Source organism: Enterobacter sp. JJBC (assembly GCF_036936505.1).
Lineage (GTDB): Bacteria > Pseudomonadota > Gammaproteobacteria > Enterobacterales > Enterobacteriaceae > Enterobacter > Enterobacter hormaechei_C.
Map to the genome: position 1 here is coordinate 2,575,411 of NZ_CP136935.1, position 18,198 is coordinate 2,593,608.

Sequence of the window (18,198 nt, forward strand, 5' to 3'; positions counted from 1 at the left end):
TCAACTCCGTGTTTTTCGCCAGTCTCATTATTCTTTTTGGTGCTTCAGCAGAGCATAGCTGGCAATCAACTGCTGAAGATGCTGTTCGGTCTGGTTTAGCTGCGCTGCTGACAGGGGTTGCCCGGCAGGTAAAATGGAAAGCAGACGAAGCTGCTCCTCAAGCGGAACGGTATGGCTGAAGGACTGCGACATGGCAAACACGGCTGATTTTAGTTCACTCACCGTCATGTACTTCCCCTTCTGTTCATCCAGCGCGTTCAGCCTGTTCGTCAACTGCTGTAACTGCGTCATCCCCTGATGCCAGCCATTCAGATCTGACTCTGCAAGCCCGGCAACGCTAATCTGCGTGTGCCACTGTTGCGCCAGGGATTTGGCCTCTTCAGGCCACAGCGTCAGCGCCTGCTGCACCAGACGGTCGCCGTAGCTTACTGCCCAGTCTGGTTTCAGGTGTAAAAGCTGCGCTAACATCTGCTGTGTCTTACTGATCCCCGGTTCAGGTGGCGGTGACGTTTGTTGCAGCGCCTGCAACTGTGCTGTAGAGAGTCCTTCAGGTATAGGAGCCAGGGACGCGGCCAGCTGCATTTGCGCCGAATCTGGCGCATGCATCATCTGCCATCCCACTGCGACAACACTGGCAGCCACCAGCATGGACAACATACCCGCAGCAAATGGCTTCCACTGCTTCACGGATACAGGAGGCTCTTTATTCAGCAACGGCTCGGGCTGAACCACATAAACCCTTTTACAACGCTCTGTCGGTTCTGTGAGGTGGAGTTCCGCGGCCCCCACCGCGTTCCCCGGCAGACTTACGCCCGTATTTTCGCTGTTTTCCAGACGCACTGCTGCGTTCTGCATCATCGAGCGCAGGGCATCAAGCTGAGCAGCATGCTTAAGTTCGAGGCGCTGCAACATGTCACTCAGAGCGTTCAGATTCTCCTCAGCCTGATAAAGCTGCCCTAAATCGGCATACGTCAACGTCAGCGTTCTCATCACCTGTTGCAGGCGTTTGCTCAGTGCGCTGAGGATTTCAACTCGCGCATGAACAGGCTGTGGCCAGAGGCTACCCCACTGACGGACGACCAGGGCAGCCAGTAGCGCCAGCCCTTCATTCATGCCGTAGAGTCCGGCAAGATGCGTGCGGGCGAGCGTATACCAGGCAGCCGTTTGTAGCTCCACACCGTTGTGCTCGAACAGTGACAGACAGAGCGTTTCCGCATGTTGCCAGTTAACATCCGGGCGTGCCGGATGGGTGAGCTTGTTCATTTCGTCGCGCAAGGCAGCGTAATCCGCAAGCGTGCGCGGATCCCCGCCGGTTTTAAGTTGGCGTTCAGAATTTATTGTCATAACTGTTTTAACCTGAGTAATAACTAGATGGCGGCTCGTGCATCGAGGTATTGCTGTTGTTTCAGATGACGGATTAATACCCTGCCCTCGGGCATAAATTCCGTGCCGTAGCGCACCAGCCCGACCCCCTTCAGCTCCGCATCAATGGCGTAGCGGAGTTCACCGGGCTGAATCTGTTCCTGCATCACCACATTAATCCGGCTCAGGCGCGGCTCGTATTTCAGCAACACAGCCGACAGTGTGGTGATCAGCTGGTGGGCGGTCCCGGGCATTCCCTGGAGGATTTTTGTCATATCCGGCAGGCCGTAGTCCGGCAGGTGAGCCAGCGTACCGGCGCGGCAGTTGAGTACCCGCTGCATATTATCGAGTACCGATAAAATCACCTGATTCTGTTCGCTGACCTGGTTGAGGCTCAGGCCTCCTGAGAAATTACCGCTCAGCATTTCATAAAGCGATGGCGTGTTGTGTCCCTGTGGCATCAGTCATTATATGAACACATTCCGTTTGCAAAGCATCCATTGTTTAGACATTGACGGGTAGGGTTCAGCATCATTCCTGGCTTATTTGCAGCTATAACGCTGCCAGCCCTAATGTAATTCGCTGACTCCCCCCTTATTTCCTTTGCGGCTTTAAGCCCAGTGACTGATTCAGGTGTAGTGAGTCCTGGTCTTACCTGTTTTTGTCATTACACTGGCCGCCAGAGCAACCTTTCAGTATTCACCCATTTGTTAAGAGTTTATATTCATCCGTATCAGCGATTAGTATGACCGGATACTGATATGATCCTTACCGTACTTATGGTAATAAGTCGCTATAGCCCATCCTATTTCATTGCCTTAATCGCGTTTCCAGGTCAATTCTGACCAAGGGGGCGGAGGGGATTGGCATTTTAAACGTTAAGCACACTCTGGAATTTTCCATCCAGCCCACCCTTCACTTGTTGGATACATTGCATATTGCCCGTGCCATTCTGGTGCAACCGAATCAGAGAACTGAGCTTGCCAAAAGTGCCATGCAGAGCTTTTTATTTTATTCCCATTGGAATCATATACAACAAAAAAAGATTGGTTGGAAAACAACCGTAACACTCTCCCGATACCACCATATGGTCGATAGTCAGGAATATAAGTAGTCAGTTCGCATTTATTATCTCGACTCCATATAGTATCATTCTTGATTGCGTTTTGATAAGCCATGGTCTTAATCACCATTAGCAAAACGCAAAAGAAGAAAACTGATATCAACATGAAGCAGCACGTTTTTTTTATAAAGCTATGCATTTATATTCACCTCTTTCCAGTAAATATATTCCTCCATATCTACCTTATTCAAATGAATGATAATGTTCGTAGGGATTTTTTTCACCGTCGAGTATACGAAAAAATCTCCAGTTTTATTTTCGCCCTTATATTTTTCCCGGTATCTCACAAAAGATGAGTTAGTAACTCTAAAGTATCTACAGTCACCTTCATCAATATATTCTTTTTTCAATAGTTCACTTATAATCCCTGGTTTGATGACACCATTCTCTCCCCAATAGCCTAACGGTTGATCATCACCATCATTCATAAACTCGTAGGTATCCCTAACGTACAATCCAAGCTCTTTAATTTCTAACCTCATAAAACCATCAGTATCTTTCGTGACATTAAGTTCTGTAAACGCAATTTTGATTATGAAAGAACCAAGAGCACCATACACATCATCCAGGGTATCTGTTGCTTTTTCCCACAATGTACTACCAATTTTTATAAAGTTAAATTGACTTGTTTTATCAAGCTCTATTGCTGACAGATTGCCATTATTTAAATAACAGTCCTTTATTTCATTATCAATAAAAAGACCTAATTCATCCAATCTGTTAATGATATAACAAAGGCCATTAGACAACTGTTGTGAGATTTGTTTTTTTCGCCCCAAATAGTCATTATACTCAATGACATTCGATACTTGCTCCACAAAAGCATCGTAAATTGGCTTGATTCGTAACGAAGACGTTAGTAACCAGTCAAAGTCCAAATCTTCAATGATGTGACTTTTGTCCACAGTATTCACATCAACTTTATTTAGCTTCTCTTCACGTGACATTTCGTAATATGGATCATTGAACCATTTTCGCATGAAACGTGCTGACACTGACCAACCTTTTTTCTCCATCACATCCGGGATGTCAGTTATTTTGAAGATTTTGACCGGGACTGTTTGTTTACTTTCACTTTCATTTGTTAACTTTGATTTAATTTTTACATTCGCCACAAAATCACCCTATAAATAATGAATCTTGTTCTAGAACATTTAATTCCACTTCAGCCTCATCGGGATGACTAACGAAACTTGTGAAGCCCTTCTTGCATGTAGTCCCTTTAACGACCGAGCCTGTAGGTGAGGTCAATTCATATCCAATATTTGATATTGGCTCTTGGGTTCTATTATCTACAAGAATAAAACTCCTACGGAAAACATCTCCTGGCCCAGGTAAGAATGGGAGTTCTGGAGACTGAGCATTACTTCCCGCCACCATCGTCCTTTTAACCCGGCGCAGGTAGGTCGCCGTCGTGCCGTACTCGATTTTCCCCGCCTCCAGCCGCAGATAACTCCCGCCCCCGATGAGCGTGATGCGCTTTTTCCCCGCAAACGTGATGTCGCTCGCGGACGACAGGGTGAGCTTCTTTTCCGCGAACAGCTGCATTCTCCCGTTCTGCGCCTGCATCTCAACCGGGCCTTCACTGGCTTTCAGGCTCAGCTGGCCCGTTCTGGCAAACAGCCCGAGCTTTTCCCCCGACAGCGCCGTCATGTTGCCCATGACACCGGCACTGATATCCCCTCCGGCGTTAACGGCGACGTTTTTTGCCGCTGTCATCTGCATGTGCTCCCCGCTGGTCACGGCAACCCCTTCCGGGGCAGAGAACAGCAGGGTTTCGTTCAGCGGCTTCAGGCGCTGCTCAAACATCTGTATCTGGCTGTCGATATCCGCCTTCAGCGCCTGCGCCTGCTCTGCCGCCATCTCCAGCTGCTGAAGCTGTCGCAGGCAGACGTCGATTTCCCTGAGTGCCGTGCTCATGTCCAGCACCCCGCCTGCGGCCTTCTGCTGCCCGTCCGCAGTGACAAACAGCCCCTTTGCGACGCGAATAACGCCGTGTTCATCGGTCCGGAGTTCAAATCCTTTGCCCCGGGGCTGCTCCTGCGCGTCCACCAGATGCCCGCTGTTCAGCTGCGTTTTGCCGTATTCCGTGGCGAGTTTGACATGCTCCTCCCCGCGCTTATCCTCCATCCGCAGCTTGTTGTTCGCCGGAGTGCGCAGCACGTTGCGGGTGTGGTTGTTGCGGGTCACGGGGTCGGGGTGTCTGGAGTCGTGCAGGGCGTGAGAGATATACGGCAGGTCGATGTCGCCGTTGCTGTACGCTATCGACACTTCGGTCCCGTCGGTGAGCGGCGTATGCCAGCCGTACGTCTCTCCGGCATACGGCTTCGCCATCCGCAGCCACAGGTATGCGAATCCCTGTTCCGCATCGTTCCGGTCAAAGTCCAGCCTGACGCGGTAGCGGCCCTGGTCGTCCAGGTGGGCGTAGATATCGTTCTTTTCCCGGCTCTCAATGCGGGCGGGCAGGGTACCGTGGATTTCCGGGCGCGAAACTTCCCTCGGGCGGAAACAGTACCGTTCGGTGTAGGGCATGCCCCAGACCGACACGTGCAGGCGGGAATCACGGGCGCCCCGGAAGGTCACCAGCGTGAGGATGACCCCCTCTTTCAGGGCAGCAATGACATCGCCCTGCGGCTCCAGCACCTGACCAGGTGACAGTACAGAGGCGTTGCTGAACAGGTGGATACGGACTGATTTATTGAGTTCCCGCTCGTGATGAAGCCGGGCATAAAATGCGCCGGATTCGGTTTCCGGCTCCGGGTCGCTGTCGTCGCCTGCTTCCCGGTACGGCGCGGCGTAGCGGTAGTGCTCGCCCGTCGTCACCGCATCACTGCGTACGCTGACCGTCGCATCCATCGGCGTGGTGGCTGTCCGGTAGTTGTAATCCCGCGTGGCGACGGTGCCGGTGACAACCCTGTGCCAGGTCCGCACATCCCAGACCGATTCTGCCGCACCGTCAAACAGACCCGATGGTTCGCGGTACGGCAGGCGCACGTCAAACCGGTAGTTAAGCTGGCTGTCGGCAAAAATGTACGTATCCAGACCGCACACATCATCCATCTCCGTACGCCAGTAAATCCCCACCTCAGACAGAATGCGCTGAATGAACTGCAAATCCGTCTCCCGCCACTGGGTAATAATTTCACGCGGCGGGTAGCTGCGCTCCAGCCGGAATTCAAAATCAGGCCCCTCCAGCCCGTGTCTGCGCAGAACCTGCTCCACCACCTCCGGCACGGACTGGTTCTGAAATACGGCGCACTGCCGGGTGTATCCCAGCAGCGCCAGCCGGGAACTGAGCGTGAGCCGGTAGTGAGACTGGTCTTTTGATGTGGACAGCCATTCAAGACGGGTCACTATGCCGTGCACATTTTTACCGCTCAGCATCCGGAAGGAGGCATATTTCATCAGCACCTGTTCCGGGGGAATATTCGCCTGCCCGGAGGTGAACTCGATGTCCCACCGGAAGGGCTCGCTCAGGGCTTCCCTGCCGCGAAAGCGCAAAACATCCGCCGTCACGGTACTGTCATTAATATCCAGAAAATAACGCGTCTGTCCGTCAAAAAGCGCCAGCCAGTTATCCATTACATCACTCCTTTACCGGAACGAGGCTGAGCCAGCCATCACCCAGTTCAATCTTACGGGGTTTGTCCGGGTCGAGGTCGTCACGGGTCAGTACCAGCCGCCAGCGGTTGTCCTGCATGTCGGGACGGTTAAACAGCCCCACCACCGCCACGAACTCAGCGTCTTCATCCATGGGCATATTAAGCGTCACGCTGCCCCCGGGCATCACCAGCAGCTCTTTTGACGCCAGCTCGTCCTCTTTCAGGACCGTATCGGCCTTACGCAGTAGCGTCTGGTAGTCTGCTGCATCAATATTCTTACGGTCTTTAAGCTGGTAGACCCGCACCATCGTCGCCAGCGGCGTCTGTGCGCCATCGGCATTTATGGCCGTGCGCGGGGTAAAATCCAAATGCAGCGTTTTAATTTTCTTGTAGAAGATGGATTTCGTGATGCTAACCGTACCGTCCGTGACGGTCTGTGTCAGACCGCAGCCTGTGAGCAGACCACAGGCAATAAGCGTCAGCGCCCACCAGCGGGTTACTGTTGCCATTCAAAAGTTCCTTTATTGAGAATGTGAATACGTATTTAGTCGAAGCGGTAATGCCCGTCTTCAGCGGGAGGGAACACTGAACACCGGAGTCCTTCATAGCAGCCCAGACTGACGGTCAGTGTTTCCCGGTTATCGCTGAGTCTGCCGTCCTTCAGTCCGAGCAGGCCGGTACGCCCGAGCTGAATACGCCTGCCTTTGCCAAGGCGCGGCTCAGGCAACAACCACACGGGTACAGTGAGGCGCAGTCGGGCATTGCTGCGGTAACCAAGATAGACGCGCATCAGGACCAGCAAATCGGTATGGAGGATGCCACCGGGTAACCAGCCTTCGGCTTCGCCGGGATCTTCCGTGGCCAGTGTCACCAGCACTCTGCTACAGGCTTCCCTGCCCGTTTTACCCAGCGTGGCCCGCTGTGAAAGATGAACGCGGTTTCCGGTACCCAACCCACTGCGATTATCGATATGGACCTTTACCGGATCCGGTTCGGTGATAAATACCCGGGTATTCGGTGCCAGCAGGCTCACCAGAGCCTGGATGCCTTCAGCATTGCGGGTGGGCAATCGCATGGTACCCAGCAAGGCCAGGAAACGGGAAACCGGTGTTGCCACCTGATCAGCCGTGCCCGGTATACCGAGTCCCACCAGACCCAGCAGACATTGCGATGTGGCATCGCGCCCCCCCGCCTCAAAGGTGGCCGGATACGCGTATTTTCGCCAGATCCGGTAATACTGCGTGGTGATGCGGTGGCTGAAGATATCCAGAAACGAGGTGACCGCCTCATAGCCTTCCCGGCGCTGTGCAATGTCATCCAGATAAGACGTCGGCAGAGGGGAGTCCACGCCATACATCCCCAGAAATGTCGTGCGGACCGTTGGAGGCAATGTCGGATGGTCTTCGTCGGTCTCCACCGCTTTCAGGGTGCTGACCGGGAAACCCATTCCCGGCCAGGGTCTGAAACGTACCGGGTCGTTGCCCGGATGGCTGGTGGTGCCCAGTTTTGGCGCGTCCGGATTTTCCTGCTCCAGCAACTGGCAGAAACGATAGAAATTGACCCGCCAGATGTCTTTATCAAGAGCTAACGTCAGCCCGGTACGTGCTGGCTGTGATTCTCGCGCCATCTCAGTCGTTTCCCTGTCGGTTGCAGTACCAGCGTGAGCTGGTTAAAGAGGTGAATATCGGCATAGAGCGCGAAGAACCGGTGCAGCATCTCGCCGAAGAGATTCACATCGCCCTCGCCTGCAAAATTGTCCATATTCAGCGTGACCTCAATGTCCACTCCCCGCAGCATAAAGCCCTTCTCAAAACGGCGGATCAGAGTGTGCTTCACGGCGACGATTGCTTCAAGCCGACGGCGGTTCATTTCATCGTCGGTCCAGTCGTACAGCGCCAGCGTGCCCCGCAGGACCTCAGGATTGTCCATCATGCTGAGGAAGTTTGAGCCGAGGTGGCTCATCACTCGCCAGTGAAAGCGGTCGTTTGCAGGGGGGTACAGCGGCATCGTCGGTGCTGTGAGGTTGAGGACCCTGACGGGCACCTTGCCGGATTTGACCACCCTGTCCAGCAAAGTACTTTCCAGTGCCTTACGCGGAAGCTGACCGTTGGTCCCGGTTATTCGCATCGAGAGTGACTCCGGTTTTTCGGACAACTGCTCCAGTTCAAACGAGCGGCCACCGAGAATTAACCAGGTGTCATACAGGCCAGAGGGACCGCGTTTCACGCGGGTGTGGTAATAACGTTCAGGGGCATCGTGGCGCATCATACCGCCCCGGTGTCGGAAGCTGGTGAACGGTACATAAGGATGTTTGCCATTCTTGACCGCGCCGTGAATATTATCGACGCTGTAAATCTCGGTGTGACCATCCTGAAGACGCAATGGCCTGAGCAGGTATTCGTTCTCCAGAGGATTTAGCGTCAGCGGGTCGGCTTCCAGGGTAAAAAGGTTGATAACCGGCGCACAGTGCAGCCGGAAGTCTTCCGTCTCAAAGGGCAGATCGGATGACCAGGCTTCACTGAGTACAATGTCGATTTCAAACCAGGTGCTGGCCGCATTGAGCCCGATAGTGTCGAGACCGCGCAGCTCCACAAACATAAACTTTGGACGGAAGCTGAAATACTCCAGCAGCAGCTGGTAACCACTGAAGGCCGTATCGGCTTTTTTCCACAGGCCGTCATTGTCATCGAAGCCCATGGGTTTGCACCAGCCATCAAACTGATGACGTTCAGTATGCGTCCCGGCATGACGCGCATACATGGCATGTACACGCCGGGTCATTGCCAGATGCAGCGCAGAACTCACAGGACTCTCTGCGTTAAGGAATATGGCGACCTTGTCGATCCCGGCTTTACTCCAGTCCACTTTTTCAGGGCATTCGAAACGCAGACGGATAGCAGAGCGTCCATCGTTTTCAGTATGCAGGCGGGCATCTGCAAGGTGCAGCGGTTGTAGCGGCACATCGCGGGTCGTCCGGTACTGACAGGCGGTTTTATGCGGCCCGACAGGACGTGACAGAACGGAGAAGCCTTCAACCAGCATTTCGGCCTGACGCAGACCACGCCAGTCAGGCGAAAACTCAACGATGGCCAGCGACGGGATAGTCCGCATATAGTGCGGCCACAGCAGACTCACCAGTCCTTCAGTCAGTTCCGGCAGATCATCATCCAGCTTTTCTCGCAGACGGCCCATCAGGAAGGCAAAGCCTTCAAACAGGCGTTCCACATACGGGTCCCGGGCTCCGGGCTTATCGAGATTGAGCATTGCCGCCCGGTCCGGATGTGCCCGGGCAAATTCTTTTCCTGCCTCGCGCAGATAGCGCATTTCGGCTTCAAAATAGCGCAGGGTTAAATCATCCATGCTCGGTATTCCTGATAGTTAACAGACAAAATTCAGCCACACAGCACCATGGCACGGGCAGGATCGATGGTAATCAGCCCCGCCAGCAGGGCATCCATCTCAGGCATCAGCCGGATTTTATCGGACTCGCTGCGACCGGCTTTCATGCGCAACAGTTTCAGACGGCGGGCCTGAACTTCGAACATCAGGCCCGGCTCCCAGTCCCCCATCGTCAACTGCGCCGCACCGGATGTCAGCTCGGCCAACAGATGAAGCGCCATGTCGTTACGCCCGTATTGTTCCGCAACACGGGCCATCAGCAGGCGTATCAGCCAGCGATTTCGCGGAGAGTCCAGTCCGGGGCGGGTCTGGAGCCACGTCAGAGCCGCTTCGGGCCCCTCACTGTCACCCTTCTCCATCGCCTCGGCCTCAAGTGACAGCACCTCGTCCCCGTATCCGGTTGCCGTCGTGACCGGCTCGCTACCGAATGACAGCCCTTCCTCATTCACCTTTTCCGCAATCCATCCCGTTGTCACCTCATCGGCAAACGGGGTACCGTCATTCCAGGCCAGGCTTTCAAGCCCGGGCAGACGCCTGAGGAGGAACCGAAGATCCAGCAAGACTGACTCCGCCAGGTTCTCCCAGGGCTGTCCCGCATGGCTGAGTCCCTGCCAGAGGTACCACTGGAGATCGAGCCAGAAATGATTCACCCCTTCGCAGTACATCTGGCCGGCCTGCTCCACCAGCTCAGCCCAGCTTTTTTGCAGGTACAGACGCTTCAGCTGCGCCCGGTACTCTGGTTTAGGCGGAATCAGCCGGGTACGACCACTGCTGTCCAACGGTGGAATTTGATCGACGGTATCCCAGCGAACGGTTTTCATCAGCCGGTGAGAGGCCAGCCACCCCTGGGGTTGTTCTCCGAGCCAGCGGGAGAGTACCTTTGCCTGATCCAGCAAATCGCGCCCCGACTTCACGTCCGTCAGCAGTGGCGACGGAGAAAAGACAGCGTCATGCCCGGTATCCTGAGTGCTGCTGTTCTGGGGGATTAGCGCTGTCACCCCGCCAGAACGCGCCAGACGGTTTTCCAGCGCGCTACAAAGGCCAGCGAATGCGGGTTTTTCATTTTCAGGCCAGTCTGAGACCACCTTACTCAGCAGAGTGACCGCTCCGGCCGTCAGGCCGGCATCATCCCGTTCGACTTCCGGCCAGCGCGAGAGCGTATCAAGTACTTTTGTACTGTTGAGCCACTCCAGCGCGGCTTTCCGGGCATTCGGGCGCAGCGGATGACAGTGTCTGCCATAGCGGGACAACATCGCGACCAGCAGCAGTATCCCTTCCGCCAGGCCTTTCTCGCCGTCACGGCTCAGCCGGGCCTGGGTATACCAGGTAACAACACGGATATCTTTGGCGCATTCACACAGTATTTTTTCCGCCAGCGTGCAGAGCAACTCCGGATCGGTGCCCGAAAGTTTGTTGATTTCTTCACGCATCAGTTGGAAATCATCGTCACAGGCCGGATCGTCACCCGTTTCCTCCCCAGGGCGGATCGGTTTTAACCAGTTCTCCCAGAGGGACAGGGTGCCGGAGGCGCTTTCAGTAAGGCGCAACTGCGCTTCGTGGTTAGTGGTGCATGCCGATAACAGGGCTTCCGGTGAACTCATGTTTTTCCTTGTCTTGTCTTTATTCGACATCTTCAGCGCTGGCCACAACCGTAAAGATGGTTTCAGGCAGCATAAATCCCTGGAGCTTCAGCAGGGCAAGCGGACCGTCACCCAGCTCACTGCGCATAACAAACTTCAGCGGATTACCGTCGGGGGTGATCCAGACCAGCTGTGTGCGGCTTGCATCAAGAGGTGTAATTAATGCCTTATCCAGCAGCCGGATGAATCCCCAGTTCCCCTGGTTGCTGGTGTAGAGCTGCATCCCGCTGTTCACGCTGCGCCAGCGAAGGCTGACACCCGGGTAATACGTGTTTCCCGGCCAGGTAAAGCTCTGCCAGCTTTCCATCTGGTTAAAGAAGTCCAGGTTCTGCTCATCAAGCGTCAGTTGCATACGGGCCACATCACGGGAAGGACGCGCCATTAATTCGAAGTGAACGCCCGCATCGCCCTGGGCAAAAACGATATCCGACAGTTCGGCCAGCTGGTTAATTGCCCGCAGGAAATCCGGGCTCACTTCCATTCCCTGGCTTGCAGAAGGATCCACCACCCAACGGTTCCCCTCCTGGTGGAGAATGCCGCCAAGGCTGGTTTTCAGGAACGTGGCGATGCGACCTGAATCGCCGCGCAGGAACTGAGCCAGCAGCGGTAAGGAGGCATCACTGCCGGTAGCTTTAAACGGATAGCGGCCGGCAAACGCTTTATTCCACTGATCGACAATGGTCGTCTGCCAGCGGGTATTGAGGCTTTCTGCTGCTGGGGTCAGCACCTGCCGCCAGGCCAGATCCAGCGGCTGAACAAACAGTGACTGGCCGAACCCGCTCCACTCCTGGCCCAGACTCGCCGCCACCAGACTGCTGTAGTCACGCGTGTCGGTCAGATCAATAGCCTTGCCCTGGAACACGGTCTGAGCCAGCATTTGAGACATTGCCTGTGGATCCGGCGCGCTGGTGACCTGCTGGAGTTTCAGGCGTACCTGGGTAACACGGGCAAGCCAGGACTGAAAACTCAGGTTACCGTTACGTCCGGTTCCCTCTTTTCCCTCCATGAATCCCGTCAGCGGACCAAACACATCGTCCAGCGGACCGCGCGGTCCCTGCGCCTGTTCGATAAACTGCTTCACGTTCTTTTTCCGGCCAACCAGCTTTTTCGCCGAATCCACTATCGAATCCGCCAGCGCTTCCCCCTTCTCGCCGGTTTTTCCCTGCCATGCCAGGGTATTCATCAGCGCCACCAGTGGTGACTGGCGCACGTCACCGATCAGATTGAGCTGGGCGATCGCGTCAGAGAGCGAGGCCGCTTCGTGCCACTGGATGCTGTTGACCATATTCAGCCAGGCATTGCCGAAATCGGTAAAGTAACGTTCGGTCAGTCTGGACTTCAGCGCTTCCGGCGAAATATCGCTTCCGGGCTGGTGAGTTTTATCCGTCAGCACCCAGTCGATTTCATCGCGGCGGGTTTTAACCACCTCATCAATTGCATCCTGCACCTGTTCTTCCCAGGCCTGGCGGGTAAACATGCCCGGCACCACTTCTTCTGTACTGAAGACGGTGGAGGCATCCGTGTCGCCGGTCATATCGGCAAGCGTTAAATCAGGCCAGTTGCTGGCAACGCGCTTCAGCATGTCCTGGTACAGCCCGGATTCAGCATTACGCTGGCCAATCTGTTTAAGGAGGATCTGGCGCACGGTCGTGACAAGTCCGGCATCAGGCTTAATTTTCCATTCCGGATGTGAAGGAAGATTCTGAGCGTAAAAGCCCAGCAGTTTGGGTGCCATTTCCTGCCAGGCGCCATCTGACATACCCTGCCGTTTCGGCCAGGCCTTCAGCATATTCTTCGCCAGCCATCCTGCTTCGGCTTTGTCCGGTCGGGCCAGCATCAGATAACTTTTCAGCACATCGTAAGCCCGTTGTGTTCCCTGCGTACGGGCATCACTGGCCGGAGGGAGATTAACAAAAGCCTGAAGCTGCTGTTTCAGGTGCGCAGCTGTGGCATCCCGTACCAACAGCGCATTATTACGGGCATACAGCGGCCACAGGGCCACGAGCGTGTCGTGGTCCTGATTGAGTCCAAAGCAGGTGTACCAGGGCGCACCGGTTGCTTCCCGGTTCTGCAGTCGGGCAATCGCCTGCTGGAGCACAAGCTGGTTACGCAGACGCTCTGTCAGCGGGCTTTCAGTATCCGCGGCAAGACGGGCGGTACTCTGAGCCTGGTATATCTGCGCCCGGTTGACGGCAAGCGACAGCAGTGTACCGGCTCCCCAGAGGACAATCAGGGCAAGCACAAGTAAACACAGCCCTTTAAGCCAGTCGAAGGTTAATTTTCTGGCGCGGATGGTAGAGCAGTCATCAATAACGGCTTTCCAGCCGGGCGTATCAAGCCGGGTATTGGGTACTGAACCGGCAACGGCCAGTTCAGGGCTGAACATCGCTCCCCGGAGCCGATAAGCAGCAGAGCCCTGCATCAACCCGTCAAACAGGGCGTGCAGGCCTACCTTCAGGTCCCCCTGCAGGCGGGACGAGAGTTGCAGCAGCCAGTTATGATGCGGGTTGTTCAGCACCTCTGACATCCCGACCTGGCGTAAATGCGGAACCAGCGTATCCAGCGTGCTGAGCGCATCCTGCGAGGTCACGCCAGGGCCAAATAACGCGCCGGTCGCTACAGGGTCAGCCTGATCGCCGGAAGTAGCTGTCCTGTCGATCAGCCATAGCCAGACCGGAGCCTGCCAGCCCAGAAGATAATCGGCTTTCTGGCGGCACCGTAAAAACGCATCGCGCTCTGTATCGGTTGGCAACGCTGCGGTATCCATTACGTGGATGATGCCATCCACAGGTTTGCCAGGACGCAGGCGTTTTAACCGGGACAGGAAGTGCTCGTCGGGAAGAGACTGCGCATCGCCGCCATATACCAGAACATTACCGTCACCTTCCTGCCAGAGGTCGTGACAAAGTCCGGGCGCAGCTTTTTCCGTCTCGTCAGTATTACCCTGCACAAGCAGGATCCGGACCTTAGACCGCCAGCGACGTCCATAGCGCATCTCCAGATGTTCTGACATCTGTTCATCACTGTAAGTGGCTACCTGCCCATCACCATCAGCAGACGGGATCTCTGCTGAATGCGCCATGGCCTGCCGTTGGCTATTTCCCCAGTGAAGATAAAGACCCGCTTTCCCCGCATAGCTGAACGCTTTTTCTGTCATCCATCCCAACAGGAATATGGCTGCATTCAACAATGCGCAAAATGTCAGGATGCGCTGTCCATCATACGGTCCCAGCCCGGTGGCAGATGCCAGCCATTGCGGGAACGCATAAAACAGAAATGCGACGGTCGCTGTCAAAAAAAACAGAACTCCAGCCGTTGCGCCAATGAGCGTTTTGACTTTTACCTTAGCCATTCCCTTGATTTTCCTTACGAACGTCTTTTTTATTAACGACGGCTACCCAGACATCTTCTTCGTCTGCTGCTGATTGGGCTGCGATGACCTGTGGGCCATTATCGTGACATGCGGCAGAAGCAAGAATAATGACAAGCCAGGGAGCGGCTCGCCCGGTATATCCCATAGCGTAATCAATACTGCGATTGTCATCTGACAGGCTGAATGTCACTCCGTTATCTTCACAAGCTTTGTTCCACCCGCTCCCGCTGGCAAGAGCTGGTCCTGTATGCCATGCAGCCTTCAGTGATTCAGGGTCTGTGTCGGACCAAAGCAGTGCCCGGTTCAGCGTTTTTACCAGCGCGGGCTCTTTGCCTTTTTCCGGGCGGTGCAGGCACACTGCGTGAGGATAATCAGCAGCCTTTCGGTTGCAGAGCACCACCAGTGTAATGGCATCGGCGTCACCCTGACTGGGGTACGCTGGTACCGAGAATGTCACAGCGGCAAGAATGCCCGGGTTTTCCCAGCGCTGGTCCAGCCAGGTATCAAACGCCGACAGACCTTTGCCAGACAGGAGCCTGAAACTTCTCCCTGTTTTGGCAGCAAGTTCATTTTTGAGATGTGACTCAACGCATTGCCTGATATCGTCATCACAGTCCAGCATCAGGCAGCAGGGAATATCCGTCGGGAGTGTTGCGGTAATATCCTGCACCCGGGCGGCAAGTGTTGAGGTGGTGGCAATGATTTCTGCCTCCAGGTCAACCTGAAATCCTGTCAGGGCTGCATATCTGACAGCGACTTTACTGCCTCGCGGCGTTGAGAACTGCACTATGGGCATAGTATGGCTCGCCGTCTGCAGTAATGCTCCGGGCTTATTTCCTGCAGGGTGCTGAATGTGATAACCCAGCACCCAGCCGCAACGCTGACCACGGCGGATTTCCTGCTGAATCAGCGCTTCCCGCTCAGCATTACGGGATTCAGCCCCGACCTGTTCCGCTTTGTACGCAAACCGCCGCAGGGAAAAGAGCAATCCCCATAAACAAAATGGCAGCCCCAGCGCGGTAAACCAGAAAATGAATCCGTTTCTACCGGAGGTCCATTGCCAGAACGTTAACGTGATACCATACCAGTCACCAGCATAAGTGCCAGAAACAGCAACCAGCGCCGGGGATTGGGGCGCATAACTTTCGGCGCTTTTTCGGGAATGGCGTCCAGCCAGACGGGCATGTTCAACCAACCTTTGCAGGAACAAAAGAACTGATCAAAGTGCAGCCGCAACCGCACCTGTGGCCGTGAAAAGCAACAGGGATACCATTATCCAAATAGTTGGGATTACCTTCGATAATCGTTGTCGGACCATGTCCAGGTATCGGGCAGGAAACCCTGTCACCTTTACGTGCCACGCCAATTCCACCAAAAATCATGGTTTCGGAACAGGTCATTACGGAACCACCGTGGGTGGTTTTGTCGCCTTTTCGAATAATTTGCAACATATTTATTCCTCTGCTGGGATTTAATTTTCATATCACCTGTTAATATTCTCTAAACATTATTTATTTCTTCCTGTCATTCTCAACCCCCCCCCTGTCCATAAACGAGAGGCTCTCCTTTTATATACATATGGTTTCCTTTTTTCTTAATGTGGAATTGAGGTGACGGATACGCACATCCATCATCTCCGCCTGTATAGACTAAAACATATTCTTTATTATTGTTTTGCATATTATAATCACCATCACATGAGACGGGTGCATGCCATGTAGTTATCCTGATATGTGCTTTTTTTGTTCGTAAAACATATCCACATCATATCGCATATAAACTTGTGAACCATCAGATAACGTTTCACCATTCATTTCAAAGAAATATTTCTCATCAGAGCGAGTAAGTTCTGAGGCACTTGAAGCGTAGTTAAATAAAAACGTTATAAAGAATACAATACTTGATATCAGGTTGACCATCGCCCCCCCCTCTTTAACCGGCACAAAACACGTCAGTTAACTTTAATGGATCTTTATTTATAGTATCAAACGTATATGAACAACTAAACTCAGCAGTCATACTCTCCGGCGCAGAAATGAGCATGTTTTCAAAAATAACAACCCGCCCATTTTTTATTTTCACCCGAAAAGAATAACTCCCATTTTTGTCAGTAAAGTTTTTTTATTTCCATTCAAAACGTCACCATTCAAAAAAGTGGAGTTGACAAAATTGATAAAGAACTTTTTAGATGCCGCACCATTAAATATAACATTTGAATTATGCAAATCGTTGTTATCAAATGATTCTGGAGGGGATTTCCCGAAATCAACAAATAGCTCAGGATGAAGTTTATAAGAAGATAATTTTGAATAATCATTCACTGAAATAATCGGGGGCGTAAACGCCTCTGTAAAATCCCTAAAATAATTAGAATATATCAACTCATCAGCAATTGAAGGTATAGACACGAATAGCAAAAAAAACGATATTCTTTTCATTCATTACCCTTAATGTGTATCAGAATAACTTGAATCAGGTCCAGAAACATTCATAATTTCTAAATCATAAACTTCTGGCCTGACGTTATAACCCTTTGGCTTCATAAAATACTTAACAGCTGTTATCGAGTTGGCTCGGATAGAAATGCAATTTGCAGTTCCTTCTCGCCCACCCCCCTGGTTTCCTCCCAGTATAAGTAGTCGACCCTGAGCGTTAATGCCGCAAACGAATCCAACGTGGCTATATTTCATCACAGCAATAGCTCCATAGAAGGGCTTATCTACAACCTCACCATTTTGCCAGGAACCCAGGCCCCAAGAATACGCCAAAGCACTCTTCGTAGCTAATGGAGCATACTTAGTCTGTGTAAAGCACCAGTTTACAAATGAAGAGCACCATGAGCTTTCACCATCTTTGCCCTTAGCGTTAGTTGTGTCATGATATATCTTAATTTTATCATTTAATACAGAATCGGTCTCAATTAAATCTTTATATTTATTATATTCTGATAATGCAATTGGCATCCAGTCTGGGTTATTATTTTTCTGAGCCACACATGAACACTGATTCTTATATCTTTCCCCTTCGCCAATCAAAACATACAACCTTGCAAGCAATTCACTTTTTTCTATAAAACCATCATTATTTCCTTTATTTCCATGTTCTGTAGTGTCTAAACTGGCATTTCTGCCATATGCTTTCTCATTGTCCATTTTTGAATACAGAACTGCATCATTCGGTTTCCCTACACCTTCAGGACAGAATATAAAGGTATAAACATCTTCCGGACTCTTTATTTGCCAAAACTTTTCTTTATCTGAAGTAAAATATAACTTCACATAATCTAGTTGTTCAACCTCGTCCATATCTGCAAGCTGCATTTTAGTCAAAGATAAATTGTGAGTTATATTTATTTGTTGCACTGCTATAGAAGTAAACTGAATCAACCCCACTGCATTTTTCTCAACTATACTTTTATCTTCAATTATTTCATTTTTAGTAAATACATGAAGTTCAATTTTAGGTCTAGTCCCCGACTTACTGGAAATAAATATAATATCACCATTTTTATGGCGCGCTTTTCTGTAAGCTGCAACAGAAGATGTGAACATTCGATTTGTTTCAACAGACATACATCCCATTAAAACATCAGCATATCTTATTTTATCTTTCTCTCCCCAAATTTCAGAACATATCTTGACAACTTTTTTCCTGAATTCACAAGCCTTAGCAGCACCTAATCTCTGGTTTACCACATCA

The 18,198-nt window shown here is 52.4% G+C and carries 13 protein-coding genes and 1 pseudogene; all 14 read right to left on the minus strand.

What is annotated here, in order from left to right:
• Positions 1 to 27: 27 nt before the first annotated feature.
• The 14 genes and pseudogenes from RY075_RS12510 to RY075_RS12575 all read right to left on the minus strand — a co-directional run bounded on the left by RY075_RS12510 (position 28) and on the right by RY075_RS12575 (position 18,194).
• Positions 28 to 1,344 carry a VasL domain-containing protein gene (locus RY075_RS12510; RefSeq protein WP_048244257.1) on the minus strand — a complete coding sequence of 439 codons (1,317 nt, stop codon included), beginning with the start codon at positions 1,342 to 1,344 and terminating at the stop codon, positions 28 to 30.
• 23 nt (positions 1,345 to 1,367) lie between these two features.
• On the minus strand, positions 1,368 to 1,823 hold the full coding sequence (gene tssE / locus RY075_RS12515) for a type VI secretion system baseplate subunit TssE (protein ID WP_045895854.1): 456 nt from the start codon (positions 1,821 to 1,823) through the stop codon (positions 1,368 to 1,370).
• A gap of 417 nt (positions 1,824 to 2,240) precedes the next feature.
• Positions 2,241 to 2,540, minus strand: a complete 300-nt coding sequence (locus RY075_RS12520; RefSeq protein WP_223307880.1) for a hypothetical protein — start codon at positions 2,538 to 2,540, stop codon at positions 2,241 to 2,243.
• 76 nt (positions 2,541 to 2,616) lie between these two features.
• Positions 2,617 to 3,600 carry a DUF6402 family protein gene (locus RY075_RS12525; protein WP_063444238.1) on the minus strand — a complete coding sequence of 328 codons (984 nt, stop codon included), beginning with the start codon at positions 3,598 to 3,600 and terminating at the stop codon, positions 2,617 to 2,619.
• 4 nt (positions 3,601 to 3,604) lie between these two features.
• Positions 3,605 to 6,067 (minus strand): type VI secretion system Vgr family protein, encoded by a 2,463-nt coding sequence (gene vgrG, locus RY075_RS12530; RefSeq protein ID WP_232967776.1) that lies wholly within the window; start codon positions 6,065 to 6,067, stop codon positions 3,605 to 3,607.
• A 4-nt stretch (positions 6,068 to 6,071) separates the two neighbouring features.
• A complete protein-coding gene (gene tssJ / locus RY075_RS12535) occupies positions 6,072 to 6,596 on the minus strand; it encodes a type VI secretion system lipoprotein TssJ (protein WP_045895806.1) in 525 nt (174 codons plus the stop codon).
• 35 nt (positions 6,597 to 6,631) lie between these two features.
• A complete protein-coding gene (gene tssG, locus RY075_RS12540; RefSeq protein ID WP_045895805.1) occupies positions 6,632 to 7,714 on the minus strand; it encodes a type VI secretion system baseplate subunit TssG in 1,083 nt (360 codons plus the stop codon).
• Positions 7,678 to 9,447 (minus strand): type VI secretion system baseplate subunit TssF, encoded by a 1,770-nt coding sequence (tssF, locus tag RY075_RS12545; protein WP_045895803.1) that lies wholly within the window; start codon positions 9,445 to 9,447, stop codon positions 7,678 to 7,680. Before tssF ends, tssG begins: the two co-directional genes overlap by 37 nt.
• A gap of 32 nt (positions 9,448 to 9,479) precedes the next feature.
• The gene (gene tssA / locus RY075_RS12550) at positions 9,480 to 11,087 is read right to left on the minus strand and encodes a type VI secretion system protein TssA (RefSeq protein ID WP_045895801.1); all 1,608 of its coding nucleotides are present in this window, start codon (positions 11,085 to 11,087) and stop codon (positions 9,480 to 9,482) included.
• Positions 11,088 to 11,106: 19 nt separating this feature from the next.
• Positions 11,107 to 14,478 carry an ImcF-related family protein gene (locus RY075_RS12555; protein ID WP_126297467.1) on the minus strand — a complete coding sequence of 1,124 codons (3,372 nt, stop codon included), beginning with the start codon at positions 14,476 to 14,478 and terminating at the stop codon, positions 11,107 to 11,109.
• Positions 14,471 to 15,684: pseudogene (locus RY075_RS12560) on the minus strand (hypothetical protein). The gene RY075_RS12555 and the pseudogene RY075_RS12560 overlap by 8 nt, the downstream one beginning before the upstream one ends.
• A gap of 2 nt (positions 15,685 to 15,686) precedes the next feature.
• A complete protein-coding gene (locus tag RY075_RS12565; protein ID WP_071887075.1) occupies positions 15,687 to 15,950 on the minus strand; it encodes a PAAR domain-containing protein in 264 nt (87 codons plus the stop codon).
• 627 nt (positions 15,951 to 16,577) lie between these two features.
• A complete protein-coding gene (locus tag RY075_RS12570) occupies positions 16,578 to 16,937 on the minus strand; it encodes a hypothetical protein (protein WP_126297468.1) in 360 nt (119 codons plus the stop codon).
• A 9-nt stretch (positions 16,938 to 16,946) separates the two neighbouring features.
• Positions 16,947 to 18,194: a CHAP domain-containing protein gene (locus RY075_RS12575; RefSeq protein WP_155023694.1), complete on the minus strand. Its 1,248-nt coding sequence runs from the start codon at positions 18,192 to 18,194 to the stop codon at positions 16,947 to 16,949.
• Between the last annotated feature and the right edge of the window lie 4 nt (positions 18,195 to 18,198).

What these genes read in the sequence shown, in the direction of transcription:
- RY075_RS12510 (WP_048244257.1), bottom strand. Translation starts at nt 1,344, where the DNA reads ATGACAATAAATTCTGAACGCCAACTTAAAACCGGCGGGGATCCGCGC.
- tssA (WP_045895801.1), bottom strand. Translation starts at nt 11,087, where the DNA reads ATGAGTTCACCGGAAGCCCTGTTATCGGCATGCACCACTAACCACGAA.
- RY075_RS12555 (WP_126297467.1), bottom strand. Translation starts at nt 14,478, where the DNA reads ATGGCTAAGGTAAAAGTCAAAACGCTCATTGGCGCAACGGCTGGAGTT.
- RY075_RS12520 (WP_223307880.1), bottom strand. Translation starts at nt 2,540, where the DNA reads ATGGCTTATCAAAACGCAATCAAGAATGATACTATATGGAGTCGAGAT.
- tssJ (WP_045895806.1), bottom strand. Translation starts at nt 6,596, where the DNA reads ATGGCAACAGTAACCCGCTGGTGGGCGCTGACGCTTATTGCCTGTGGT.
- RY075_RS12570 (WP_126297468.1), bottom strand. Translation starts at nt 16,937, where the DNA reads ATGAAAAGAATATCGTTTTTTTTGCTATTCGTGTCTATACCTTCAATT.
- tssE (WP_045895854.1), bottom strand. Translation starts at nt 1,823, where the DNA reads ATGCCACAGGGACACAACACGCCATCGCTTTATGAAATGCTGAGCGGT.
- vgrG (WP_232967776.1), bottom strand. Translation starts at nt 6,067, where the DNA reads ATGGATAACTGGCTGGCGCTTTTTGACGGACAGACGCGTTATTTTCTG.
- tssG (WP_045895805.1), bottom strand. Translation starts at nt 7,714, where the DNA reads ATGGCGCGAGAATCACAGCCAGCACGTACCGGGCTGACGTTAGCTCTT.
- tssF (WP_045895803.1), bottom strand. Translation starts at nt 9,447, where the DNA reads ATGGATGATTTAACCCTGCGCTATTTTGAAGCCGAAATGCGCTATCTG.
- RY075_RS12565 (WP_071887075.1), bottom strand. Translation starts at nt 15,950, where the DNA reads ATGTTGCAAATTATTCGAAAAGGCGACAAAACCACCCACGGTGGTTCC.